This window comes from Pseudomonas violetae (assembly GCF_023072615.1).
GTDB classification, from domain to species: domain Bacteria; phylum Pseudomonadota; class Gammaproteobacteria; order Pseudomonadales; family Pseudomonadaceae; genus Aquipseudomonas; species Aquipseudomonas violetae.
Genome location: NZ_JAKNRW010000012.1, coordinates 110,458 through 132,711, shown reverse-complemented (window position 1 = coordinate 132,711; position 22,254 = coordinate 110,458). Strand labels below are relative to the sequence as shown.

22 protein-coding genes and 4 pseudogenes are annotated in these 22,254 nt (G+C 54.1%); 14 read left to right on the top strand and 12 right to left on the bottom strand.

Annotation, left to right across the window (positions count from 1 at the left end):
• The first annotated feature begins 74 nt into the window (after positions 1-74).
• The 3 genes from L9059_RS16500 (at position 75) to umuC (ending at position 2,614) form a co-directional block, all read left to right on the top strand.
• Positions 75-635, top strand: coding sequence for a hypothetical protein (locus L9059_RS16500; protein WP_247292047.1), 561 nt, complete (start codon positions 75-77; stop codon positions 633-635).
• A gap of 277 nt (positions 636-912) precedes the next feature.
• A complete protein-coding gene (locus L9059_RS16495; protein WP_247292046.1) occupies positions 913-1,347 on the top strand; it encodes a LexA family protein in 435 nt (144 codons plus the stop codon).
• Entirely contained in the window at positions 1,334-2,614 is a 1,281-nt protein-coding gene (umuC, locus tag L9059_RS16490; RefSeq protein WP_247292062.1) for a translesion error-prone DNA polymerase V subunit UmuC, read from the top strand. Before L9059_RS16495 ends, umuC begins: the two co-directional genes overlap by 14 nt.
• Here umuC and L9059_RS16485 read toward each other — a convergent pair.
• Positions 2,587-2,736 (bottom strand): annotated as a pseudogene (locus L9059_RS16485) (transposase); the annotation flags it as partial. The gene umuC and the pseudogene L9059_RS16485 overlap by 28 nt on opposite strands.
• Before the next feature lie 286 nt (positions 2,737-3,022).
• On the opposite strand from L9059_RS16485, the gene L9059_RS16480 reads away from it, so the two are divergent.
• From L9059_RS16480 to L9059_RS16470, 3 genes are read left to right on the top strand one after another with little or no spacing between them, the layout of a single operon-like run.
• Positions 3,023-3,604 carry a TetR/AcrR family transcriptional regulator gene (locus tag L9059_RS16480; protein WP_247292045.1) on the top strand — a complete coding sequence of 194 codons (582 nt, stop codon included), beginning with the start codon at positions 3,023-3,025 and terminating at the stop codon, positions 3,602-3,604.
• Between the two features lie 21 nt (positions 3,605-3,625).
• On the top strand, positions 3,626-4,303 hold the full coding sequence (locus tag L9059_RS16475; protein WP_247292044.1) for a glutathione S-transferase family protein: 678 nt from the start codon (positions 3,626-3,628) through the stop codon (positions 4,301-4,303).
• Positions 4,304-4,315: 12 nt separating this feature from the next.
• The gene (locus L9059_RS16470) at positions 4,316-5,014 is read left to right on the top strand and encodes a glutathione S-transferase N-terminal domain-containing protein (RefSeq protein ID WP_247292043.1); all 699 of its coding nucleotides are present in this window, start codon (positions 4,316-4,318) and stop codon (positions 5,012-5,014) included.
• A 57-nt stretch (positions 5,015-5,071) separates the two neighbouring features.
• On the opposite strand, the gene L9059_RS16465 is transcribed toward L9059_RS16470, so the two are convergent.
• From L9059_RS16465 to L9059_RS16445, 5 genes are all read right to left on the bottom strand, one after another.
• Positions 5,072-5,818, bottom strand: a complete 747-nt coding sequence (locus L9059_RS16465; protein ID WP_247292042.1) for a YkgJ family cysteine cluster protein — start codon at positions 5,816-5,818, stop codon at positions 5,072-5,074.
• 151 nt (positions 5,819-5,969) lie between these two features.
• Complete coding sequence (locus tag L9059_RS16460; protein WP_247292041.1) at positions 5,970-6,443, bottom strand: DoxX family protein; 474 nt, start codon at positions 6,441-6,443, stop codon at positions 5,970-5,972.
• A gap of 35 nt (positions 6,444-6,478) precedes the next feature.
• Positions 6,479-7,243 carry an HvfC/BufC N-terminal domain-containing protein gene (locus L9059_RS16455; protein WP_247292040.1) on the bottom strand — a complete coding sequence of 255 codons (765 nt, stop codon included), beginning with the start codon at positions 7,241-7,243 and terminating at the stop codon, positions 6,479-6,481.
• A complete protein-coding gene (bufB, locus tag L9059_RS16450) occupies positions 7,240-8,094 on the bottom strand; it encodes an MNIO family bufferin maturase (RefSeq protein WP_247292039.1) in 855 nt (284 codons plus the stop codon). The genes L9059_RS16455 and bufB overlap by 4 nt, the downstream gene beginning before the upstream one ends.
• A 28-nt stretch (positions 8,095-8,122) precedes the next feature.
• Positions 8,123-8,413 (bottom strand): BufA1 family periplasmic bufferin-type metallophore, encoded by a 291-nt coding sequence (locus L9059_RS16445; RefSeq protein ID WP_208668277.1) that lies wholly within the window; start codon positions 8,411-8,413, stop codon positions 8,123-8,125.
• A gap of 262 nt (positions 8,414-8,675) precedes the next feature.
• On the opposite strand from L9059_RS16445, the gene L9059_RS16440 reads away from it, so the two are divergent.
• The 3 genes from L9059_RS16440 to L9059_RS16430 all read left to right on the top strand — a co-directional run bounded on the left by L9059_RS16440 (position 8,676) and on the right by L9059_RS16430 (position 10,364).
• The gene (locus L9059_RS16440; protein WP_247292038.1) at positions 8,676-9,248 is read left to right on the top strand and encodes a sigma-70 family RNA polymerase sigma factor; all 573 of its coding nucleotides are present in this window, start codon (positions 8,676-8,678) and stop codon (positions 9,246-9,248) included.
• On the top strand, positions 9,245-9,886 hold the full coding sequence (locus L9059_RS16435) for a DUF1109 domain-containing protein (protein WP_166589630.1): 642 nt from the start codon (positions 9,245-9,247) through the stop codon (positions 9,884-9,886). The genes L9059_RS16440 and L9059_RS16435 overlap by 4 nt, the downstream gene beginning before the upstream one ends.
• 112 nt (positions 9,887-9,998) lie before the next feature.
• Positions 9,999-10,364: a histone-like nucleoid-structuring protein, MvaT/MvaU family gene (locus L9059_RS16430; protein WP_247292037.1), complete on the top strand. Its 366-nt coding sequence runs from the start codon at positions 9,999-10,001 to the stop codon at positions 10,362-10,364.
• 375 nt (positions 10,365-10,739) lie between these two features.
• On the opposite strand, the gene alr is transcribed toward L9059_RS16430, so the two are convergent.
• Positions 10,740-11,969, bottom strand: a complete 1,230-nt coding sequence (gene alr, locus L9059_RS16425) for an alanine racemase (RefSeq protein WP_247292036.1) — start codon at positions 11,967-11,969, stop codon at positions 10,740-10,742.
• A gap of 217 nt (positions 11,970-12,186) precedes the next feature.
• On the opposite strand from alr, the pseudogene L9059_RS30665 reads away from it, so the two are divergent.
• A pseudogene (locus tag L9059_RS30665) lies at positions 12,187-12,400 on the top strand (histone-like nucleoid-structuring protein, MvaT/MvaU family); the annotation flags it as partial.
• 133 nt (positions 12,401-12,533) lie between these two features.
• Here the strand turns inward: L9059_RS30665 and L9059_RS16415 are convergent.
• The 3 genes and pseudogenes from L9059_RS16415 to L9059_RS16410 form a co-directional block, all read right to left on the bottom strand.
• Positions 12,534-13,616: a methyl-accepting chemotaxis protein gene (locus tag L9059_RS16415; protein WP_428480278.1), complete on the bottom strand. Its 1,083-nt coding sequence runs from the start codon at positions 13,614-13,616 to the stop codon at positions 12,534-12,536.
• 207 nt (positions 13,617-13,823) lie between these two features.
• A pseudogene (locus L9059_RS31000) lies at positions 13,824-14,099 on the bottom strand (PAS domain-containing protein); the annotation flags it as partial.
• Positions 14,100-14,358: 259 nt separating this feature from the next.
• Complete coding sequence (locus L9059_RS16410) at positions 14,359-14,817, bottom strand: type II toxin-antitoxin system HicB family antitoxin (RefSeq protein WP_247292034.1); 459 nt, start codon at positions 14,815-14,817, stop codon at positions 14,359-14,361.
• A 1,097-nt stretch (positions 14,818-15,914) separates the two neighbouring features.
• Between L9059_RS16410 and L9059_RS30740 the strand changes: the two genes are divergently transcribed.
• The 4 genes and pseudogenes from L9059_RS30740 to L9059_RS16395 all read left to right on the top strand — a co-directional run bounded on the left by L9059_RS30740 (position 15,915) and on the right by L9059_RS16395 (position 18,786).
• Entirely contained in the window at positions 15,915-16,685 is a 771-nt protein-coding gene (locus L9059_RS30740; RefSeq protein ID WP_345894377.1) for a PAS domain-containing protein, read from the top strand.
• Positions 16,686-17,234 carry a methyl-accepting chemotaxis protein gene (locus L9059_RS30735; RefSeq protein ID WP_345894376.1) on the top strand — a complete coding sequence of 183 codons (549 nt, stop codon included), beginning with the start codon at positions 16,686-16,688 and terminating at the stop codon, positions 17,232-17,234.
• A gap of 50 nt (positions 17,235-17,284) precedes the next feature.
• Positions 17,285-17,719 (top strand): annotated as a pseudogene (locus tag L9059_RS16400) (KUP/HAK/KT family potassium transporter); the annotation flags it as partial.
• Between the two features lie 179 nt (positions 17,720-17,898).
• Positions 17,899-18,786: a CHAD domain-containing protein gene (locus L9059_RS16395; RefSeq protein ID WP_247292033.1), complete on the top strand. Its 888-nt coding sequence runs from the start codon at positions 17,899-17,901 to the stop codon at positions 18,784-18,786.
• 541 nt (positions 18,787-19,327) lie between these two features.
• Here the strand turns inward: L9059_RS16395 and L9059_RS16390 are convergent.
• The gene (locus L9059_RS16390; RefSeq protein ID WP_247292032.1) at positions 19,328-21,568 is read right to left on the bottom strand and encodes an ATP-binding protein; all 2,241 of its coding nucleotides are present in this window, start codon (positions 21,566-21,568) and stop codon (positions 19,328-19,330) included.
• The gene (locus tag L9059_RS16385; protein WP_247292031.1) at positions 21,565-22,179 is read right to left on the bottom strand and encodes a biliverdin-producing heme oxygenase; all 615 of its coding nucleotides are present in this window, start codon (positions 22,177-22,179) and stop codon (positions 21,565-21,567) included. The genes L9059_RS16390 and L9059_RS16385 overlap by 4 nt, the downstream gene beginning before the upstream one ends.
• Positions 22,180-22,254: the final 75 nt, after the last annotated feature.

The following is a 22,254-nucleotide window of genomic DNA, read 5'->3' as shown; positions in this document are numbered from 1 at the left end:
TTAGTAGGCGTGAGTGGCTAAATGCTACTATCCGAGCTCTCTTTGGACTTACTACCATCACAAGGATTTCTCGAATGACATACCTTCGTCTGCTTTTGGCATCAGCCCTGATTGCTCTTTGCGCTGGCTGTGCATCACCCGCTCAAATTTCCGGAATGTCAGTATCTGTCGAACAAGCAAAGACAAGCACATATGACTCTCAGTTAAGAAATAACATCCGTCTATCCGAGGTGAATGGTGGAGATAAAACCAACCCTCTATGGACTTCTGAAATCGACAGCCCTGACTTCGGCGCTGCGCTCAAACAATCGCTCGCAAATGCTAATTTGCTTGGCGACGAATCGGCCACCTATGCCTTAAGTGCCAATTTGCTGCGCGTTGACCAGCCTATTTTCGGGCTGGATTTTGAGGTGACCAGCGAAGTGGAATACACGTTGATCGAGACGGCCACCAACAAGGTTGTTTTGCGTGAAATGATCCGAACCCCGTTTACTGCTGGCTTAGGCGACTCAGTTATAGGAATCAAGCGTCTGCGTTTGGCCAATGAGGGATCCGCTCGAGTAAACATCATCTCTATGCTTAAGCGTCTAAGTGACCTGAAAATCGAAGCCAAACAAATTTCGCTAAAAAACTGAGTATTTTCCGTAGCTGCGATCCTGTTCCGGCCACCACATTCAGTGCACGGTTTCCGTTCGGTCTGCCATTGATCGCCCCCTAGCAGTCAATCGTTCTGAGCGCGTGATTCGATTGAGACAGTGTAGAAGTCATGATTCAGCCTTCATGGCTTCTAGATCAACCTTAAGATTTCCCTTCAGAGAATCCATCGGTCGCAATTTTCCTCCCCCAAGATTGACCGCAGGCACGCTTCAACGTTAACTGTATGCATATACAGTTTCGATTAAGGCATGCATCATGAGTGTCACCATCCTCGGCCCTTTGACAGCAGGGGGAGTCCAGCTACCGTTTTACTCGTTCAAAGTCCCGGCAGGCTTCCCATCGCCGGCTGCCGATCACCTCGAGCAACACATCTCCATCGACGAGCTTCTGGACATTCGAGCACCGCATATCTACCTGGTGCGCATCGAAGGACGCAGCATGGAAGGTGCTGGGATATTCGATGGTGATATGGCTGTGGTTGATCGCTCGATCACCGCTGAGCACGGACACATCGTGATTGCGGCGGTGAACTGCGAGCCCGTATGCAAACGACTGTGCAAGCGTGGCCCCAGCATCATCTTGATGTCAGAGAACGTAGGTTACCCGCCGCGATACATCCTCGAAGGCGATGAGCTAATCATCTGGGGCGTGGTGACGTTCAGTGTGCGCGCTCATGATCCGAAAGCCTGATCCTGTCTTCGCGTTGATCGACTGCAACAGCTTTTACGCAAGCTGCGAGCGAGTGTTCCGACCTGACCTTGCGAAGACTCCCATCGTGGTTTTGTCGAACAACGATGGCTGTGTGATCGCCCGCAGCGCGGAGAGTAAGCCGTACGTAAAAATGGGTGAGCCGTACTTCCAGATCAAGCACAAGCTCAAGCAACACGGCATCGTCGCGTTCTCATCGAACTACGCGCTCTACGGCGATCTGAGCCAGCGCGTGATGAGTGTGATCGAGTCGCTGGTACCCGCCGTCGAGGTCTACAGCATCGATGAAGCCTTCGCAGATTTGGCGGGTGTACCGGGAGATCTCGAAGCGCTCGGGCGACGGATACGTGCGCAGGTTTATCGCAGCACAGGCATCCCTGTCGGCGTAGGCATCGCCGGCACGAAAACCCTCAGCAAGCTCGCCAATCACGCGGCGAAAAAGTGGCAAGCGCAGAGTGGTGGTGTCGTCGACCTTCGTGACCAAACCAAGCGCGATTGGGTACTTAAGAAATGCTCGGTCTCGGACGTATGGGGCGTTGGACGAAAGATGACCCTTCACTTGGAAGGTATGGGTATTAAGTCAGCTTGGGATCTCTCCAAAACCGACCCTTGGACACTACGAAAAAAATTCAGTGTGGTCATCGAAAAGACCGCACGGGAGTTAGCCGGCACACCGTGCCTTGAGCTCGATGAACCTGATCCACCCAAGCAAGAGATCTGTTGCAGTCGGATGTTCGGCAAGCGTCTGTCCGAGGTAGCGCCGATCAAAGAGGCGGTCGCCACCTACATGATGCGGGCTACGGAGAAACTCCGGGCTCAGCAGTCTCTGTGCAAAAAAATCAGGGTTAGCATTCGCACGGGTATGTTCAATCCCGAGGAAGCGAAGTACGCCAATGGTGTGTTGGTGGAATTGCCGTACCCAATGGACGACATTCGCTTGATGACGAAGGCGGCGGTGGAGGCTGTTGATCGAGTGTTCCGGCCAGGGTTCAAGTACAGCAAAGCAGAGGTGCTCTTGCTCAGCCTTTGCCAGAAAGGCGAGTACACCGATGACCTTTTCTCGATCTCTCAGCCAATCGCTACTGAGAAGGTCATGAGCGTGCTGGATTCCATCAATGAGCGATGGGGTAGGGGAACACTTCGCTTGGCGAGTGTGCCAACCAATCCAGATTGGGGCATGCGCAGGGAGATGATGAGTCAGAGCTTCACGACGCGAGTTGACCAGCTATGGACGGTGTACTGCAGGTAATTACGGGACACGCCAAGACGGGCCGCTACATCAGCGACAGGCAACTTCTTTTCGGTCACATGATTGACCGCTTGGATTTTGAATTCTTCGGGGTGACGAGGGTACTCATGGCACCTCCTAATTGGCCACAGCTTAAGGCAAAGAGGTGTCTGCGAAACCCGGGGCGATTCAGAGTGAGTTTTCCTTGAGTTACTGAATTGAGACCCTCATCCGTCAACCAGTAGCCTCGCAACGGAAGCTCTGAAGCTTGCGGGGTAGGGCTCAACCCATTGGTTACAGCACAAACCCGAAAAATACGGAATCGAAAATTCGTTTTGTGTCGATCGATACAAAACATGTGTTATGGTCGGTAACAAACCCGCAGAGCGTATTCAGTCAATGGCCCGCCCTCGTACATTCGATGAGTCAATGGTTCTAACCGCCGCAGTCGAGGCATTCTGGACGCATGGATATGAGGGGACTTCTACCCGCGATCTCGTCAAGGCCACAGGCCTAAACCAGCCAAGCCTGTACAACGCCTTTGGCGATAAACGCAGTCTTTATCGTCGTTCCCTTGATCACTATCTGGAATGCAGCGTGCGTGAGCGAATTCAGCGTCTTGAAGGCTTGCCTCATTCTGGAATGGCCATTACCAGGTTTTTTTCAGAACTGGTAGATCGCACGCTGAACGATCCCCTTCATCGCGGATGCCTGCTGGTGAATTCGGCCATCGAGGCGAGAGCAGATGACGCAGACTTGCGTCAGGCAGTGGTAGATGAGCTCCAGACAATTCGAAGTTTTTTTGAAGGCCGGCTGGTTGCCTTCACCACGCAACGCGACGTTGCTGGAGAAGTCAATGCAACGGCGGGCGCCAATCACCTCCTTAGCGTATTGCTAGGCGTTCGAGTGTTGGCGCGAATTAATCCTGATCCTGCGTGTGTCACAGACGCTATTGGTATTGCACTCAAAAGTCTTGGGCTTCCGCCCCTGGCACTTTGCGACATTCACTGACCGCCACTACACGGAGTCAACATGATCAAGTTCTACTATCACCCGTCACCCAACCCCGCGAAAGTCGCTCTTTTCCTGGAGGAAGCTGGTCTTGAGTACGAGCTCATCCCTGTCGATACCCGCAAGGGAGAGCAGCACGATCCGGCGTTTCTCAAGATCAACCCAAACGCCAAGACACCGGCTTTGGTTGACGGCGACACCGTAGTGTTCGACAGCAACGCCATACTGCTTTACCTGGCGGAAAAGAGCGGAAAATTCCTACCCGCTGACAATCTGAAAGTCCGTGGCGAAATGTATTCCTGGCTCATGTTCGTCGCGACTGGCATCGGCCCGTACTCTGGTCAGGCAGTGCATTTCAAACACTTCGCCCCCGACCCCAAAGATTACGCCGTTACCCGTTACACCTTTGAAGCCTGGCGTCACTGGACGATCATCAACGACCGCCTGGCAAACATGCCTTACATGTTAGGAAATGAGTACACGCTGGTGGATATGGCGGTGTGGGGCTGGGCGCGAGCAGTACCTTTCATCCTGGGTGACGAAGCTTGGGGGAAACTTCCAAACGTCAAACGGCTCCTTGATGAAATCAATGCGCGACCGGCAGCCCAGCGAGCTGAAGCACTGAAGGCCCAACACAGTTACAAGACCGAAATGGATGCTGACGCCCGTAAAGCGATGTTCCCTCAGATTATTCAGTAGAGGTGCAAGATCATGATCGACCTGCATTACTGGACTACCCCTAACGGGCACAAAATTTCCATATTCCTTGAAGAGTCGGGCCTGCCTTATCGGATCGTGCCGGTGAACATTGGGAAAGGGGAGCAATTCACGCCTTCATTTTTAAAAATTTCTCCCAATAATCGTATTCCAGCCATTGTCGATCATGAGCCACTGGACGGTGGTCAGCCGTTGTCAGTCTTCGAGTCGGGCGCCATTTTGTTGTACCTGGCAGATAAAACTCATCAGTTCATTCCTGGCGATCTACGAGGGCGCAACGAAACCTTGCAGTGGTTGTTCTGGCAAATGGGTGGGTTGGGGCCGATGGCGGGGCAGAATCATCACTTCGTACAATACGCTCCGGTGCCAATTCCCTATGCGCAGGAGCGCTACGTCAAGGAAACCGCCCGATTGTATGGCGTGTTGAATAAACACTTGGCGGATGGCCGTGACTACATCGCTGGCGACTACAGCATTGCCGACATGGCCAGTTATCCATGGATTGTGCCCCACGTCCGGCAGCAGCAAGAGCTTGCCGACTTCCCTCATTTGGCTCGCTGGTTTGAGCGAGTAGGTGATCGACCTGCGACAAAGCGTGCATATGCGATGGCGGAACGAATCAACACCGCTCCGGTCGTCGACGAGGAAACACGCAAGCTGCTATTCAATCAGGACGCGAGCACGGTTCGATAAGCGATCGTTGGTGAAGAGCAATCCATCATACATTTATGGTCGGTCTGTGAAGGCAGTTCATAAAGTATGGAAGATGTAATCGGTGGAATCGTTGGCAGCCATTGCTAGATTCGCCATGGCCAATCGTTCATTGAGTGATGGATCATCGACCCGTACTAGCCACTCATAATCTGGATGATCCTCTGAGTTACCTATGGCGCTGTCTATCGCCTCTAGCAAATTTGTCCGAGGCGGAAAATACACGGCCAGCGCATTGTCTTTCCAGCTCGCCACATTTAATCCCAGATGCGCACAAATGGCGACTTTGCTTGTGGCGTCGGAGTTGTCTGCCAGTCGAGACTGATGGATGAGCGCTTCTAGCGCTGGATTGGCTCGTCCATCGGTACATAGAATATCGTTGCTCTCCCACGCTTCTGGCGGGCACACCTTGTTGTCTTGGCGTAACGGGATAAATGGGTTGATTTCCATTGGATAAATTCGACAAACCAACGGGCGCTCGTCGTAGATACCGCACAGATTATCCGCTCTGAGGTTGGGAGATTGCTCGAGGGCTTTGCCAGCAAATACGGCGATGACGTTTATCCGTGCATCGCCACAACGAACGCTTACCGACCGACCTTTGGCGTGGGCGAATTCCTCTGATGAACGAGGCCAGTTCGATTCATCGAAGGCTTCGACAATCACTGCGACTTCATCCCCCCGAGTCAGCCACTGTTGTGCCTCAGCTAACGTCAACGGTATCAGTCTGCCTTTGCAGCAAATACCGCAGCCTACACAGGAAAATCGGACGGCATTACTTTGCATGTGAATTACCTGGAAGTTGCAGCCCTACGGAAGGCGGGCGTTGTACTGGCGTGATTTGTGGCGCACGGAGAACGAAGCGTTTAGCGGTACACGGGTTGCCGAAAACCATGAACAAGGTTGCTTTCTGAAACCATGCTCAATGGTGAAGGTTTCATCGGATGCCCAGCCGCCGATCAAGTGAAAGTGATCCAGCCCCGCGCGCGACTATGAGCAGCAGTAGGCCTGCCCAAGAGAGGTGAGTTGGCCAGGCATCGGGGTACACAAACACTTCGATTACAAAGGTCATGCCCAGCAATGCCAATGCTGATAGACGGGTAAACAGACCCAGCACCAGAAGCACAGGAAACAGATGCTCGCTGTACGTCGAGAGGTGCGCCGCCAGTTCTGGAGAGATCAACGGCAATGCGTACTCCGTACGGAAAAGCTCGTATGTGCTCGGAGTGATTGTCATAAAGTCCGAGACTTTGGTGCGTCCGGACATGAAGAAAATGGCGGCAATAGCAATGCGCGCCACCAGAAACAAAAACGAATCGCCGATGAGTGTGCTCAGCCGGTTCGCGACGAGATTCCAGAGTCCGCGCAGGGAGTGGTCAGCGGCGGGTGAGCGGGTTTGGAGAGTGTCCATGTCGTGCTCCTTTAATGATGTCAGTAACCGGTTTTTCAGGAGGAAAGACCCAAGTCCATAGAAACGAATGCATCTGCACTCACCAGGCGGATAATGAGATTCTCCAGATTCAGGTCTGGTTCGGCTTCAATGGCTTTATCTGCCGCGAGATCGAGGGGCAGGTGCGCCGTACAGGCGTCGAGAAAGGCACAATCAGCAGCACTGGCGGGTTGCCAATGCACGCGACCGGCTTTACGTGTCAGCAGCGCGCCTTCGCTTTGCCATTCGAGTTCCTCTGGCATTTCCAGTTGTTCGCGATTGACACGCCATATCGTGTAGGCCGGGCAGTCAGGTAACCAGAGCCAACCGGCTGCGGCCCTTGGTGCCAGCCACAGATTGCCAAGTTCTGTCTCGGTAAACTGCGACAAGTCGCTCAGCTCCAGACCCGGTTCATCAATGGCGCAATGAACGTTTGTCCAGAGCAAATCCAGCCGGGCGACACCGCCTAAGTAAGGCATTTCTCGCGCAGGCTCAAATTCGTCGAGAAAGCGGGGGAAGTCGGTGCCGTAGTGCAGCAACCGGGCATCAGTTGGCGGCGAAAGGCGTGCGTATATCGCCACCGCACTTCTGAGCCAGTCAGTGCCCACCAGGCGCTCAACAGTTGGAAAGTTGGCGAGCAGCGCATCAGTCGAACCCTTGAGTACTGTATTGCGATACACCGTAAAACCAGGCTGAGTGGTAAGTGAGTCCATGAGGGATGATTCGATGCCATACAACGCATCCACGAATGCATCCTGAAAACTCGCAAGGGATGGTTTCATATCGCCACCTGCAATCGCTGGTTTTGCCCAAGGTTCAACACGGTCTGTGCCCGGTTGCGTTCGGCCAGTAAAACGTCGAAGTCAGGGATATGATCATCACGTTCAATCAGTGTAGGGCGCAGGCCGATCCTCTCGATCAGACGCCGATACAAAGACCAGACGTCCTCGGCGATAGGGGCATCGTGGGTATCAATCAGTAACGTGGAGTTGCCAGGATCTTCGGCGAATCCTGCTAGATGAATCTCCATGATCGCTTTCGCCGGAAACGCATCCAGATAGGTAGCCGCATCGAACCCCAGGTTATGGGCGCTGATGTGCACGTTATTCACATCCAGCAGCAAACCGCAGCCCGTTCGCCGACTCAGCTCGGTGAGAAAGTCGAGCTCGCTGTAGTCATGTCCATCGAAGTGCAAATAGTGGGTCGGATTTTCGATCGCAATGCGACGTCCGAGGATATCTTGTGTGCGTTGAATATTGCCTGCGATGCGCTGCAAGGCTTCTCCGGTACGGGGAAAGGGCAGTAGGTCAGGATGGTACTTTCCGCGCCAGGTTGACCACGCCAGATGCTCGGAGATTAAGGCCGGTTGAACGCGATCCGCGAGCATTTTCAGACGTTTCAAATGCTCTTCGTCCGGCGGGCAATCGGCGGCCAGTGATAGCGATACACCATGCAACGACAGTGGGTGTCGCTCACCAATGGCTTCCAGCCATGCCAAACGGGGGCCACCGCCAACCATGTAGTTTTCCGGATGAACTTCGAACCAGAGACCCTCGACGGTACACTCGAGGGCGTCCTCATAATGGTTCGGTTTGAGACCGAGTCCGGCCCCCATCTGGAATGGCTTATTCATGATTGGCGTGTGCCCCATCGTGACGGAATTACATAGGTGTGAGGGTGCCGGTGCCTTTTGGCGTCTTGATGCTGGTGCAAGTACCCGCTGGAACGTTTTTCCAGGCGTTAGGCTGGTAGTCCATTTTGGCAGTGCCTGCACAGGTGGTGCCGGCGCCGGCTTTGCAATCGTTGTGACCAGCCATGGCAACGCCGTAACATTTTTCCATGGCACCTGCTTTATCCATGGAACCGGCTGCGGTTGGGGTCTCTGCGGCAATGGCGCCAGCGGCGAAGGAAGAAAAGGCAACGGCGAGGGCGGCAAGTTTCAGATTGTTCATGGCTGTTACTCCGGGATCATGGGGATGGGTCGTCGTATCAGTGCAGGATGCTCTGTACTTGCGATCCGATAAGTAGTTCGCTGGCTTCTCCTTTCCGGTTACAGCCACCACAAAATATTTTTCAAAAACTTTTCATAAGCCGCAAACAAGGTTGATTGTTGCCTTATGTCCTTGAGCGCAAGCATCATCCGTTGCCTGTCGTCAGGGCTGGCGTTGTATAGGTACAAAAAAATTTTTACTCTTCGTGTAACCAGGGCGGACGATGGAACGAACTACATGTAACGACGCGTTGCGCAGCCGAGAGATGCAGCTTCAGGCTCTGTTCCTCGCAGGCCTTGAGGGCGACGAGCGGGCTTATCGCTCGTTCCTGTCGGTGTTAAGTGGTCATGTACGCGGCTTTTTGCGCGCCCGGCTGCAACGCCAGCCCAGTGAAATCGAGGACTTGCTGCAAGAGGTGCTGCTGGCCGTGCATAACGGTCGCCATACGTATCAGACGGATCAACCCCTGACGGCGTGGGTTTTTGCCATCACCCGCTACAAACTCACAGATTTTTTCCGAGGACAGTCGCGCCATGAGGTCTTCAACGACACCCTCGACGATGCGGCGGAACTGTTTGCCGAGCCTCACCTTGAACCGGCGCAGGCCAGTCGCGACCTGGGCAAGTTACTTGAGCAATTACCTGAGCGTCAGCGTCTGCCGATCATGCACGTGAAGCTTGAGGGATTGTCCGTCACAGAAACTGCGCAAATGACAGGATTGTCGGAGTCAGCCGTTAAGATCGGCGTCCATCGCGGGCTTAAAGCGCTGGCACTGAAGATTAGAGGTGCACTATGAAAACTGATGATTTTATTGGCATGCTCGCCTCCGGGATCACCCCGGTAGACCGGCATGCGCTTGCCAAACGCTTCAGTGTTGCGGTGCTGGCAGGGCTTGTAGTTGCCACCTTGCTGGTGACGATCATATTGGGTGTCCGTCCAGACCTGGCCACAGTTGCAACTACCCCTATCTTCTGGGCGAAGATCGCCTTCCCGCTGAGTCTGATGATCGGCGCTCTGAGCGTGGTGACGCGACTGGCAAGACCTGGAGTAACTCCGGGCACCGGAAGCCTCCTGATCGGTGCAGCGGTGGCAGCGGTGTGGGCCGGTACCCTCTATGTCCTCATGACTGCAGTTCCCGATACGCGCGTCGCGATCATTCTGGGCAAGACTTGGCGGGTATGCGCGATGAACATCACCTTGCTCTCGATTCCTGGGTTTATTGCTGTTTTCTGGGCCCTACGCGGGATGGCCCCGACGCGACTGTCACTGACGGGTGCCTGTGGTGGATTATTGGCGAGTGCGATGGCTACGATTGCCTATTGCCTGCATTGCCCTGAAATGGAGGCTCCATTTTGGGGGGCCTGGTATTTGCTGGGTATGTTAGTTCCGACTGCCTTAGGCGCATTACTAGGGCCGCGATGGCTTCGCTGGTAGCAATAATGGTTGATAATGCCTCGGTGGCTCTTCATGTATTTTCGCTCCAAGCGCAAAAGATGTGTTAGCCGAGCGTTTTTTCCGTACATACAAATCACATATGAGATTCACCATGTCCAAGCTCGCAGAATTTCGCCAACTGGAAAAGCACCTTGCCGAACAGCTCCAGGCTCTCGAAGCGCTGAAAGGCGACGCTGGCCTGAAGAAAGAAATCGAATTTGAAACCAAGTTGCGCGCTCTGCTTGCCGAGTACGGCTACAGCCTGCCGAACGTGATCAACCTGCTTGATCCGAAGTCTGGTCGTCGCGCACCAGCAGCCGAGTCCAAGACCAGCACTCGTAAACCACGCCAAGTGAAAATCTACAAAAATCCTCACACCGGCGAAGTCGTTGAAACCAAAGGCGGCAACCACAAGACGCTGAAGGAATGGAAAGCTGAGCACGGCTCCGCGACGGTCGAGTCCTGGCTGACCAAGTGAGTTTGGTTTGAGTACAAAAGGGCTCGAAATGGTCATTTTTATTGGTGCGCCAGGCATCGCGCGTTGCGCGTAAGCGCAACCAGCTCGGCTGTGGTTTCTACGTTGGTGGCTTTGAGGCGAAAGTCCTTTAGCCAGTCATGGAGGCACCTAACTGGTGAGCCTGTTGTGTTGTTTGGATCTGCAGCGACGCGGGAACCTCGGGTCGACGGGTAATTTGAAAGGTCAAATCGACTTAAACATTCGCGATCTCGATTACCTTCCAACAAGAGAGGGCGAGCTCTCTCCTGTCGATCCCTATCATACATTGGAGCTTGTCGGCGCTCGGCAAGGCTGCGCCCAAATGAGCGCGCCCTGTGATTTACGATAATGGTGGGATTACTTCTCGACCAGTATTTTCGGGTTGGCACTGCCCCAGACGGTATAGAGGTCGGCCAGTAGCGCACCGTTGATCTCTTCGACTTCAGCCTGGCTGACTTCGATTGCGCCTTGCTTGCCAAACAGCACCACTTCATCACCCGCCTTGACGTCGGGTGCATCCGTGACATCGACCATCACAGTGTTCATCGAAACCTTGCCCACCACCGGCACACGATGACCATTGATCAACACCACGCCTTTATTGGTGAACACGCGGCGATAGCCATCGGAGTAACCGACCGTGATATTGGCCAGTTTCGAATCACGTGTCAGGGTGAACGTGCGGTCGTAACCCACTGTGTTTCCAGCGGGATAGCTATTGACCGAGGCCACATGCGACTTGAACTGCATCACGCGTTGATACTCAGTGCGCGTGATGACGGTATCGCCAAACAACGCGCCGCCCGTGCGCACCATATCCAGCCGCGATTCGGGTACTTCCAGGGTGGCGAAGGAGTTAGCAGTGTGCAGTGTGATCTTGCTGCGTTCGAGCTGCGCGACGTCCATCAGCCAGGCGGCTTGCTCATTGAAGGTAGCCAGCCCTTTACGCACATCGTCCTTATCTTCCACGGCAAAGTGGGTCATGATCGCAACAACTTCGATGTTTGGCAGTTTGGTGATTGCCAGCGCGTCTTGCTTACCTTGCTCGGTAGCCATTTCTAGGCCGTTACGGCTCATGCCGCTCGAGTTAAGGCCGATATGCACCTGCAGTTTGCGACCGTGTTTATGTGCAAGATCGGCCGCTTGGCGGGCGAAATCGAGGTTACCAACCAGTTCCTCTACGTTGTACTGCAGAGCATTTTCCAGCTCCCCCAGGGAGGCGGTGCGAACACGGATTAACTGGCCTTTAAAGCCGCTTTCGCGAACCACTCGCGCCTCTTCGTTACTGGCAACCGCCACACACGGTACACCCAGCGCGATCACCGAAGGCATCACCAACCCGATGCCATGACCATAAGCGTCGGCCTTCAGTACCGCACAGAGTTTCGACTTGCCGGCCAGCTCGGCTAGCAGGGAGTGGATATTGTGCTCTAACGCGGTCTTGTTGATTTCAATCCAGGCATTGCTGATTTGCGCAGTCAGCTCGGAGTTGCCGTTTGTGAGCGACAGCGGCGGCGCTGCCTGGGCCTGGCTCTGCAGAAATATCAGGCCTAGGGACAACGCTAAAACAGTATGGGTAAAGGGCATCTGAAACTCTCCATGTCATCGGTTTTTTTGTTGTTCGAGTGCGATTATTGGAAAGCTATGTAAGTTAACGTTGTATGCCGAGTTCGAAGATGTAAAAACATGTAAGGAATTTGTTCGCGCTCAACTTGGCCCTAAGCGTTTGCATCAGAAAGATGTATTGCCCGGGCGTTTACACGAAGCTTGGTTATGCCACAGGCACTGTGGTTGCTGTCGATGGCTACCGAACGTAATCAACTTGCTTGATCCTAAGGCTGGCCGTCGCGCACCAGCAGCCGAGTCCAAGACCGGCAATCGTAAACCACGCCAGCTTAAGGTTTACAAAAAATCCAGAATCTGGAGAAGCTGTAGAAACTAAGGGTGGCAACCATAAGCTTCTGAAGGAGTGGAACGCGAAACACGTTTCAGCCACCTTCGAGCCCTGGCTGATCTAGTGAGTTGGGGTTGAGTAAAAAGGGCCTGAGAGGGCCCTTAATTAGTTGGCGAGGAAGAGGGCACAACGAGAAGGCAGCGCGTTTACTTTGGCGGCTCAGGCAATGACAACGCCTGTGGTTCAGCGCGTTGAGATTATCTATTGAAGCGCTCGACTAACGAATACTGAGTTGCAGCCGTATTGGTCAACTCCTTGCTTAGTTCTGCTGAGTGATGAGCTTGCTCAGATGTCTGATCCGCCAGGTGGGCAATGGTGGTGATGTTACGGCTGATTTCCTCGGCGACGGCGGTTTGCTCTTCAGTGGCGGCCGCAATCTGCGTTGTCATATCAGTGATGTTGGCTACGGCTTCACTGATTCCCACCAATGCCCTGTCTGCTTCAAGTACCCACGCCACGCCTTCTTCGGCTTGACGATGACCGCTTTCCATTGTCTGTACGGCATTGCTAGACGAAGTCTGAAGCTTGGTGATTAGGTCATGGATCTGCTTGGTGGACTCAGACGTGCGTTGTGCCAACTGACGTACCTCGTCGGCCACCACAGCGAAGCCTCGACCCATATCGCCAGCGCGCGCGGCCTCGATCGCGGCATTAAGTGCCAGTAAGTTGGTTTGATCGGCAATACCTTTGATTACGTCTACCACTGTTCCGATTTCGTTGCTGTCCTTGGCCAACTGCGCGACGGTCTCCCCAGTTTCACCCACCACTGCAGAGAGGAGCTGGATCGCTTCGCGAGTATCTCGGGCAATGTCGCGTCCGCGTCCGGTCAGCAGGTTAGCCTCCTGGGTGGCGTCAGCTGTTCGCTGGACATGGCTCGCGACTTCTTGTGTGGTTGCTGCCATCTGGTTGACTGCAGCGGAAACTTGCTCGGTCTCGACGCGCTGGCGATCAAGTCCACGTGAACTGTCGGAGGCCAGTATGTCGGATCTCCCGGCTAGCCCACTGAGTTGCTCTGCGGTGTCTTGCAGGCGTGTAAGACAGGTCTTTAGACGCGCAGCTTGGCTCACAAAGGCTGTTTCCAGACGCGCTTGAGCCCCGTGCTGATCACTGTACATCTGTGCAATAAGTTGATCAGAAGTAGAGGGCTCAGCCATCTGCAACAGGCGCATTGTTCCTTGCTTTTGCCAACGAGAGGTCATCAGTCCGAGCGGAACGGATATGCCTATTGTGGCGACAATAGCTACGGATGCGTTGAGAAGTAGGCCGCTCAAAGTTCCCACTAGACCCATGACAAGGTACGGCAGGTAGTCCAGTAGGGCAGGCAGCCACTTGTCTCGAGTGGGAATGGCAGATTTTCCCTGGCTGATGCGCCTGTAGAGGGATTCTGCGCGTCGGATCTGCTCAGCGGTCGGTTTGACTCTGACCGATTCAAAGCCAACCACTTGGCTGCCTTCAAAAATTGGCGTTACGTACGCGTTCACCCAGTAGTGATCGCCATTCCTAGAACGGTTTTTGACGATCCCCATCCATGGGTTGCCTTGCTTAAGAGCGCTCCACATATGGGCAAAGACTGCGGATGGGACGTCAGGATGGCGGACGATGTTTTGAGGGGCACCAATCAGATCGTTTCGGCCGAAACCGCTGATCTCGACGAAGGCGTCATTGCAATAAGTAATCACTCCTCGAGCATCGGTTGTTGAGATGAGTTTCTGTTGAGGTGCTAACGCAATTTCGCGCTGCGTGACTGGTTGATTGTTTCTCATTCCTACTGCTCCTGGTGTCCTATTAAAATGCCATCGGCAGATACTAGAAAAAGGTTAGTAGGTATTGTAGAAAAACCTTTAATAACAATGCGTTGTGTTGAGTTTCGGGGGGGTGGGAACCTAGAGTATTTTGAGCTACACAAGCGAATTGTCATGTTCTACGTCCCGAATGGCATTACGCGCTCCAAGTTACTTAAAGGGTCGATCAGATCAGTGATGATTCGGTGCCTGATAGAAAGCACCCGCGTTTAGGTTGCCTTCAACGATGCCTCGGGAATCCCATGCGCTCGGCACAGTACGGCTGCACGGTTACCGAGAGGCGCAAGTCAAAAGCTTTCAAAGCCGCTTCTAATTGTTCAATTTTTGATGTGTGTAAAAAGTCCACTAGACGATCACCCTGTGCCTGGTGCACCCCGAGCAACCGGCACAAGTCGGCCTTGCGCATATCTCGCTGCATCATGGCGTTCCATAGCGCGATTTTCGCCACGGTTACCGCTGGCAAGCGGACTACGTGCCCACCAGCCTCCGGCGCAGATGCTACTGGTATGACTCGTCGCTGATCGACATAAATGGATAGGGTTGTCTCGATCGCGTTCAGGGCTTCGCTGATTGCGCTCTTCCGATCTTCGCCATAGCTGTTCAGCTCTGGAAGGTCGCGGCAGAAAATGGCAAGTCCCGGAGCACTGTCTTCCTCGAAGCGAATTGCATAGTCGTACATGGTCACTCCTCGGAGGTCATCGCGATTAATTTCACTCGCGCGCTGCGCCGGTAGGCGTCCTTCAGGTACCAAAGTGGTCTTGTGCTGCTTCTGCCATGCGGCGCATATCGGCTGAGTTAGTGACATCTCCCGTAAAGACTTCAAAGGTACCGCCTTCTTCACGGATGATCGCGCGAGTGCGCTCCGCTGACGCTACATCTCGATCGACCTCCAGTACTGGAGCTCGTTGACGTCATTGAGCGAATTCTCCGCTCCGCCCCCTGCAGTATTCCAGCCTCTACCGGTCGGGCATTTCAGCTTGGTCGAGCTGTTGGGGGTAGGAGGCAGGCCGGATTTCGTCTAGATCTTCCCAGGGACGGTATCTGGCTATTGCTAAAGGGCATTTCGGATTGTGAGGGAAATCGCGCCCTCTATCGGTCTCAGGCTGCATCGCGCTGCATAACCTGCAGGCTACAACTCCCCGTGAGAGGCGCCACTGCCTGTGCCAACTGAGAAGCCTCTCTGAAGGTGTCATGGTGATCGCATGTTATAAAAAAGTTGTACAATCATAAAACTTTGTATAGCTTTCTGCGAGCCCTCTCAGGGGCACAAGAAGTGTTTTTGCTTGACCGGAAATAACGTGAAACACAAAGGGTTTTCGTCTTTATCTGTATCTAGAGAGCGGGGATCTTGACTACAGCTATCTGCTCGAAACGGTCTGCTCCAGGATGAGATGCGCTGTAATCTCTGACCCTCTGGTTTTGCGGCAATGGGGTTCTGCGGATGGGGGTGGCGGATGTGACGTCCATGCACTTAATGGTGATTACGGCCATCACCGTTTGCGTTCTGATGAGGTGTCGCCTTGGCGTTTCGCTACCTCACCGAGGCGGCAAATTAGGCATGTTTACTCATGCGAACTGCTGATTTAGAGATCGGAAGGAATCTAGGAAACTCGGGGGCGTAAACGTGGTGAAGCCGGGGGCTCTAGGAGGCTAGATGGTGCGTGTGTTCACAGTCCCGCCGTACCGTCTGATCTAAGCATCAGTTAAACATTCGAGATGGGAAGTAAGACGTCTCCTCACTCGTTCGCGACCATAACTTCACTCTCAGGCAAACCGATGTTTAACAAAGCAATCAAGAAAAATCTGGCCGAGGCGGTACAAAAGCTTGAGGCCGCAGAGGCTAGAATCGAGGCCGTTGACCGCTCCACGGCCACGATTGAATTCAAACCCGATGGCACCATCGTAGGTGCCAACGAGAATCTTCTGGCCACCATGGGATATAGGTTGGAGGAGATCGTCGGACAGCACCATCGTATCTTTTGCTTTCCTGAGTATCAGGGCAGTGCGGACTATCATAGGTTCTGGCAGCGCTTGGCGGGGGGCGAGTACATACGTGAACGTTTCCTAAGACGTAACAAGCAAGGCGAGGAGGTTTGGCTGGAAGCGACCTACAACCCTATCCGGGGTTCCGATGGTCGTATAGAAGGCGTTCTCAAACTTGCCACTGACATCACCATTCAAGTAGTCCGTGAGCAGGAACAGAGCAGCATGGTTCAGGCCATCAGTCGTTCGATGGCTGCAATCACCTTCAACTTGAAAGGGGAAGTGCTCGAAGCAAATGAAAACTTTGAACAGGCTATGGGCTATCGCCTGGATGAGATTCGCGGAAAGCACCACCGTATGTTCTGCACGCGGGGTGAAGCAGACTCTCCTGAGTACCGTGACTTCTGGGAGCGACTGAACCGGGGGGAGTTCTTTTCTGGCCGTTTCCAACGGCTCAATCGCCACGGTGTTAGCGTCTGGCTGAGCGCAACCTACAACCCGGTATTCGACGCCAGTGGCCGACTCTACAAGGTAGTCAAATTTGCACGGGATATTACATCTTAGGTGCGCCAGCAGCAGGCCGAATCGGATGCAGCTAAGCTCGCCTACGATATATCCCAGCAGACGGACAGAAGCGCTCGCCATGGCGCTGAGGTCATCAGTGAAACGGTCGAGGTGGTGCAAGGCATAGCAGCCGAGCTATCAAGAGCTGCTGATGGCATCACTGCCGTCAATCAACAGTCTGAGATGATCCGCAGCATCGTACAGACCATCCGGGGTATCGCCGAGCAGACTAACCTTCTGGCGCTGAATGCTGCTATCGAAGCTGCAAGAGCGGGTGAGCAGGGGCGAGGTTTTGCCGTAGTCGCCGATGAAGTACGAAACCTCGCGGCGCGCACTGCCCAGGCCACCATGGAGATCGTCGACGTGGTCAAGCGCAACCATGAACTAGCTCAGGACGCAGTCGACAGCATGCAGGCTAGTCGTCACAAGGTCGATCAAGGCGTCAGCTTGGTCAATCAAGCCGGTCAGGTGATAGACGAAATTCAGAGCGGTGCACGACAGGTAGTAGAGGCGGTGCGTCAGTTTACCGAAGCGCTGAAAGATCTCTGATGTGTTTGAAGCATTGATGTGATGATCTGTAAATGTACTCCCCCCTGGTGCTTTTCCTGACAGACAGGGCGGATGCCGTTCCCCATGCACTCTTGCACAACTCGCTGCATAAGCAGGTGCTTCAAGAGCAAGTGTTGCGCTTACCGTAGTGTTCGAACACAGCCCTCGGGTGACCGCTGATCGAAGGTTTGAGGCAGAAGCCTATGGCGAAGGTTTCTTCCGGCTGGGTCTCCGTTTCGGGTTCATGGAGGAGCCCGACGTACCCATGGCCCTAATCCTGTGTCACTTGAATGAGCTGGATTTCACTCCGATGCGCACGACCTATTTCCTCAGCCGGGAGACGGTTATTCCAAAGAAGCGAATTGGTATGTCGCGCTGGCGGTAGGCGCTGTTCGCGTTTCTGCTGAAGAATGCCAGTAGCAATATTAAGTATTTCAAATTGCCTCTGAACAGAGTGTTGACTGGGAACGCAGGTGGAGATTTAAGAACGAGCAAGACCTTGCCTCTGCGGCCTTTTTCCTCTCAAGTACCATGGCTAGCGTTTGGGCAGAGCTTCTTGTTTCAAGCGGTCGCCGAGTACGCGTAGAAGTTCTTAAGTTGGGTCAATGCTTGGTGATCTGCGCCTCTGCTAAGCTCGTGGTTTAACTATTCAATGGATGACCGAATGTCTTTCGTAGACAAATTCGTTGCCGAGATACTGGGGCTGCAGGTTGCCCTCTATCACTCGCGTGCACGGTTGGAGGCTCGAACGGATAGCGAGGCTTTGCATGACCTCAGAATAGCTGTGAGGCGCATCCGGAGCCTACTTCGACCAATGCGCACTATGAGGGAGGTCTCGGCGCTGAACAATGCGGCGGCTGAAGTAGGACGGTTAACGACGCCTGCTCGCGATCTGGAGGTGATGATTCAGGAATTGAAGGAAAGGGGCTTCCTCGTCGTGGCGCACCTCAGAACAGCGCGCTTGGCCTCTGACTACTCCAAAATTCTAAAAAGCTCGGCTCTCCAGAACTTGTTCATCCAGTTGGATGAGTGGCCCTCAAATTTTCGTTTGGCTGAGATCAACGGCGGTTTAAAGCATGCCCAGCCTCAAATTGAAAAAGCACTAAAAAAGCAGATTGACCGATTGCATGCGGCGGTAGATGACGCCGGATTTGATCGGCATGAGTTGAGAATCCTGGTCAAGCGGACTCGCTATCTGACGGAGGCTTTTCCGAAATTGTCACCGCTTTCGGGTGAAGCAGCGAGTTCTCTCAAAGCCCTGCAGTCGGCTTTGGGGGGGTGGCATGACCATTATCAGTGGTGCCAAAAAGCGTTGATCGAATCCGACCTACTCCCGCTGGAAAAGGTTTGGCAGCGCTGCGCAGCGACAGCACTCGAAAAAGCGGAGACTCAACTGAAAGACTTGGCAACACGGCTGCCAAAATCCTCGGGCAAAAAAAGCCGGCTAAAGTGGCAGCAAGAGAATAAGCGCGAGTTGAGTCGCCTGAGTATTACTCTTTCAGAAAGTTACAAAATCCATGACTGGTCTTTCCTTCAAAGCAGGTGCCTTTGAGAAAACAGTTCAGCCAGGGGCAGTTTATGCTGATAGGTAAAGGGTGGACTGCATTTACGCGAACTTTCCGACTTTTTATGAACGCTTCGGCTTCGGCATAGCTGCGAAATAAATTCACAATCCAACCTTTTGGGGCGTGTTTGCTTCTTACATTCTGAGTAGCATCATGAGAATGATTTCCAAAGTCAGTTCAGGCAAATCACAAACTAGGGCAAAAAAGCTTGTGCCCTTTTGAGAACCTAGTATCGATACAGTGAATTGAGTGAGAGGTTTCTGTCAGTGCCTCAATTCCCCCTCTGACGGACTCGACTGGGTAATTTCAGAGGCTTGCCCACCCGTTTGCATTCAACCTGACTAATCTACTCCAACCAGCACACTGCATGGCCATGACCGGTTGAATCCACAACACAAAGCGGCCCTTTGAGCACTGTCGCTCAGATGTCACCGTTTTTGACCAGAAGCAGCCAGACATCAATTGCTCCAACCATCAAAAAAGCCAACTGTCGCTGCTAAATGAGTAATTAGCCCGGCAGTTGAAGAGCTATTCTGTAAACAACGGCACCGTAAATCGGAACTCTGACCCTCTACCTGGCTCGCTTTCAGCACAAATTGTTCCCCCATGGGCTTCAACAATACCCTGGGTGATGTACAAACCAAGGCCAGTGCCGGTCGGATTGCCCTCTTTTACTGTCCAGTACCGGTCGAAAATATGCGGCAGGTTTTCTTTGGGAATGCCCTCGCCACTATCACTCACGGTGAAGACAATCTCATCGCCGACCGACTTAGCATTCACGCGCACCTTGCCTAATCGCGGGGTGAACTTGATCGCGTTGCCGACCAAATTCGACAGCACCTGAAACAGCCGCTCCGGATCGGCGTGGATGCGTAGATCGGGATCGGTGTCGAAGGAAATACTGATGTCTTTGTCCAGCGCTAGCGGTGTGAGCAGCGACTGTGCCTCTTCGAACATCTGTCCAACGTCGAGCTTCTGCGGCGTGATGACGTAGCGACCAGCGTCGATTTTTGAAGTGTCGAGCAAGTCTTCGAGTAGCGTGTTCATGCGCCCGGCAGCCTGTTGCATAGTGTCTATGGCTGTGGAGATTCGACGGGAAGTATGCGGGCCGTCGGAACTGAAGGCCTTTTGCATCATGCCGCAGAGCATCGAGATCACCGTCATTGGATTGCGCAGGTCGTGGGAAACTACCGCCACCAGCTCATCGCGGGCTTGCACAGCTTTCTGTTCGCGGCGCACTTGCCGAGCCAGATCGTTTTCCAGCGCCGAACGGCGCAGATCGTTGGCGGCGAACAGATCACCGTGGCTCCATTTGGTGGAAATCCCAGCCATCTCGACTTTCCAGATTTCAAACGAGGTACGCGGGCGCAAACGCAGGCCGGCTTCCGAGTTTTCTAGATCCAGCGGCTTGCGCGGATCGCCGCTCCAATTGATGTTCTCCTTTACCTCTGGACGGAACCAGAACACCCCGTTGTCCACCGGTTTCGGCAAGCTAATGGCAAGCACGCCGCTGGCTACTTGCTGATATTGCTGTGCCGGCGGGTAGACATCGCTCAGATGATGGCTGGCAAATACCGCCTCGCCACTATCCAGCAGCCACTTGTGTAAAGCGCGAATTTCATCCGGCTCCGGACAGTTGCCGTAACGGTGCAATTGTTTGTCTTCAATGATCGCGATGCCGCCGGCATTGGTCAGCGCCATCAGGGTCTGCGGCTGGTTTGCCAGGCCGTCGAACACATTCTGTGGCGAGTCGATCATCGCTTGGTTGAGCAGCACCAATGCCTCTACTTTCTCTTCACGCTGGCGGCTGATCCCCAAGGCTTCCATAGCGCTGATTTGGAGCGACAATACCTGGCCTATGGTTTGGCACGCCGCTCGCAACTCATGTGGCACATGCAGTGGCTGGCGATTGCCGCAACTGATCAAGCCCCAGAGTTTGTCGCCCTTGAGCAGGGAAATGCTCATCGACGACAGCACTCCCATGTTCTTCATGTACTGGCAATGGATCGGCGACACGCTGCGCAGGGTGGCGAAACTCAGATCCAGCGGCGTGTTCGTGTCCGTACGCAACTTTGGCACAAGTGGCACCGGCTGATAGTCGGCATTGGGGATGATCCGCAGCCAATTAGTGCGATACAGCTCGCGTGCTTGTTCGGGAATGTCCGACGCCGGGAAAAACAAGCCATTAAACAATTCCATCGACGGGGCCGACGATTCGGCGATGACCTGACCGTGGCCTTCTTCCTCAAAACGGTAAATCAGCACCCGGTCGTAGCCAGTTATGGCCTGGATTTCCTTGACGCTGATGTCGTACAGCGCCTGCAAGGTGGTGGCCGCTTGCAGGCGCTGAAGCATGCGCCCCAGATGAGTCTGGTTACCCGCAACGTTTTGCGTTTGGAAATTCTCGACGTTGATTTCCAGCTCCAAGATCAGAACACCCTGATGGCGATGCAGCAAACCCACGAACGCGATGTTATTGAGTCGGAAGTGCAGCGGCGGTGCGTCGGACAGCGCTTGTTGCAGTAAGGCTTCGCGCACTTGTGCCGCTTCAACGTCGCCGATCAGGCTCTCGAGTGGCTGACCAATCAGGCCTTGCGGCGCCCTGGCCAGTAGGGTTTCGACGTTGGTGCTGACCTGGATGATTCCCAATGCAGGCTCGCTCAGGGTTAGCAGCAAACCGTGGGGCTGGATCGCACCGGGAAAACGAATCGGCTCGTCGGCGCAGTTGACCAGCAGTTCTTCAAACCCGTCCATGTCTTGCGGGATCATGCCAGTACCTCCCGGATTTCGAGCCAGTGCTCGAAACAACTGAATGTAGTTTGTGCCGACGCGACGACGACGGCGCGCTCCTCGGCGCTCATCGAGCGATTGCTCAAGTATTGGATGAAGTCACGCAAACGGCGCCCGGTGGCGGCGCCGTAGATATCGAGGAAGGCTGCGCCGTTATTGGCTTCCAGGCCTAGCCGTGAAGAGATTTCCCGACGCAGAATCTGCCCGCCGAGCGTCGCGCCTTCGATCACATATAGGACGCCTAGGCAGGTCGAGCTGGTGGTGATGAGCGGCAGTTGATCGCACTGGGGCATGCTTGCCAGCGCTGCGGCGGACACACCCAGGGCTCGCAGGTCGGCACGCAAGGTCTGTGCTTTGAGACGGGGGGCCAGATCAAAGTCAGCCGGGATCGAATGGCTGTTCTGCAAGGCGATTTCCAGCGGTAGATAGAAGCCGTAATAGGCCTGCATCAGCTTTACAAAAGCCGGCTTATCGAGGGTGTCGGAGAAAAAGGGAAGGCGTTTTTCCAATGCGATGTGCAGTTCGGCAGTGCCGGCTCTCAGATCTTGAAGCACCGGTGGCACATAAACTTCACGGGCCTTTGCTTGCATGTAGATCGCTCTTGGTGGGGCCACATGGGGCCAGGCTTGGAGTGGGGCGCATATGTCATTTTACCATTCCAGCGT

What these genes read in the sequence shown, in the direction of transcription:
- L9059_RS16500 (WP_247292047.1), top strand. Translation starts at nt 75, where the DNA reads ATGACATACCTTCGTCTGCTTTTGGCATCAGCCCTGATTGCTCTTTGC.
- L9059_RS16495 (WP_247292046.1), top strand. Translation starts at nt 913, where the DNA reads ATGAGTGTCACCATCCTCGGCCCTTTGACAGCAGGGGGAGTCCAGCTA.
- L9059_RS16480 (WP_247292045.1), top strand. Translation starts at nt 3,023, where the DNA reads ATGGTTCTAACCGCCGCAGTCGAGGCATTCTGGACGCATGGATATGAG.
- L9059_RS16475 (WP_247292044.1), top strand. Translation starts at nt 3,626, where the DNA reads ATGATCAAGTTCTACTATCACCCGTCACCCAACCCCGCGAAAGTCGCT.
- L9059_RS16470 (WP_247292043.1), top strand. Translation starts at nt 4,316, where the DNA reads ATGATCGACCTGCATTACTGGACTACCCCTAACGGGCACAAAATTTCC.
- L9059_RS16465 (WP_247292042.1), bottom strand. Translation starts at nt 5,818, where the DNA reads ATGCAAAGTAATGCCGTCCGATTTTCCTGTGTAGGCTGCGGTATTTGC.
- L9059_RS16460 (WP_247292041.1), bottom strand. Translation starts at nt 6,443, where the DNA reads ATGGACACTCTCCAAACCCGCTCACCCGCCGCTGACCACTCCCTGCGC.
- L9059_RS16455 (WP_247292040.1), bottom strand. Translation starts at nt 7,243, where the DNA reads ATGAAACCATCCCTTGCGAGTTTTCAGGATGCATTCGTGGATGCGTTG.
- bufB (WP_247292039.1), bottom strand. Translation starts at nt 8,094, where the DNA reads ATGAATAAGCCATTCCAGATGGGGGCCGGACTCGGTCTCAAACCGAAC.
- L9059_RS16445 (WP_208668277.1), bottom strand. Translation starts at nt 8,413, where the DNA reads ATGAACAATCTGAAACTTGCCGCCCTCGCCGTTGCCTTTTCTTCCTTC.
- L9059_RS16440 (WP_247292038.1), top strand. Translation starts at nt 8,676, where the DNA reads ATGGAACGAACTACATGTAACGACGCGTTGCGCAGCCGAGAGATGCAG.
- L9059_RS16435 (WP_166589630.1), top strand. Translation starts at nt 9,245, where the DNA reads ATGAAAACTGATGATTTTATTGGCATGCTCGCCTCCGGGATCACCCCG.
- L9059_RS16430 (WP_247292037.1), top strand. Translation starts at nt 9,999, where the DNA reads ATGTCCAAGCTCGCAGAATTTCGCCAACTGGAAAAGCACCTTGCCGAA.
- alr (WP_247292036.1), bottom strand. Translation starts at nt 11,969, where the DNA reads ATGCCCTTTACCCATACTGTTTTAGCGTTGTCCCTAGGCCTGATATTT.
- L9059_RS16410 (WP_247292034.1), bottom strand. Translation starts at nt 14,817, where the DNA reads ATGTACGACTATGCAATTCGCTTCGAGGAAGACAGTGCTCCGGGACTT.
- L9059_RS30740 (WP_345894377.1), top strand. Translation starts at nt 15,915, where the DNA reads ATGTTTAACAAAGCAATCAAGAAAAATCTGGCCGAGGCGGTACAAAAG.
- L9059_RS16395 (WP_247292033.1), top strand. Translation starts at nt 17,899, where the DNA reads ATGTCTTTCGTAGACAAATTCGTTGCCGAGATACTGGGGCTGCAGGTT.
- L9059_RS16390 (WP_247292032.1), bottom strand. Translation starts at nt 21,568, where the DNA reads ATGATCCCGCAAGACATGGACGGGTTTGAAGAACTGCTGGTCAACTGC.
- L9059_RS16385 (WP_247292031.1), bottom strand. Translation starts at nt 22,179, where the DNA reads ATGCAAGCAAAGGCCCGTGAAGTTTATGTGCCACCGGTGCTTCAAGAT.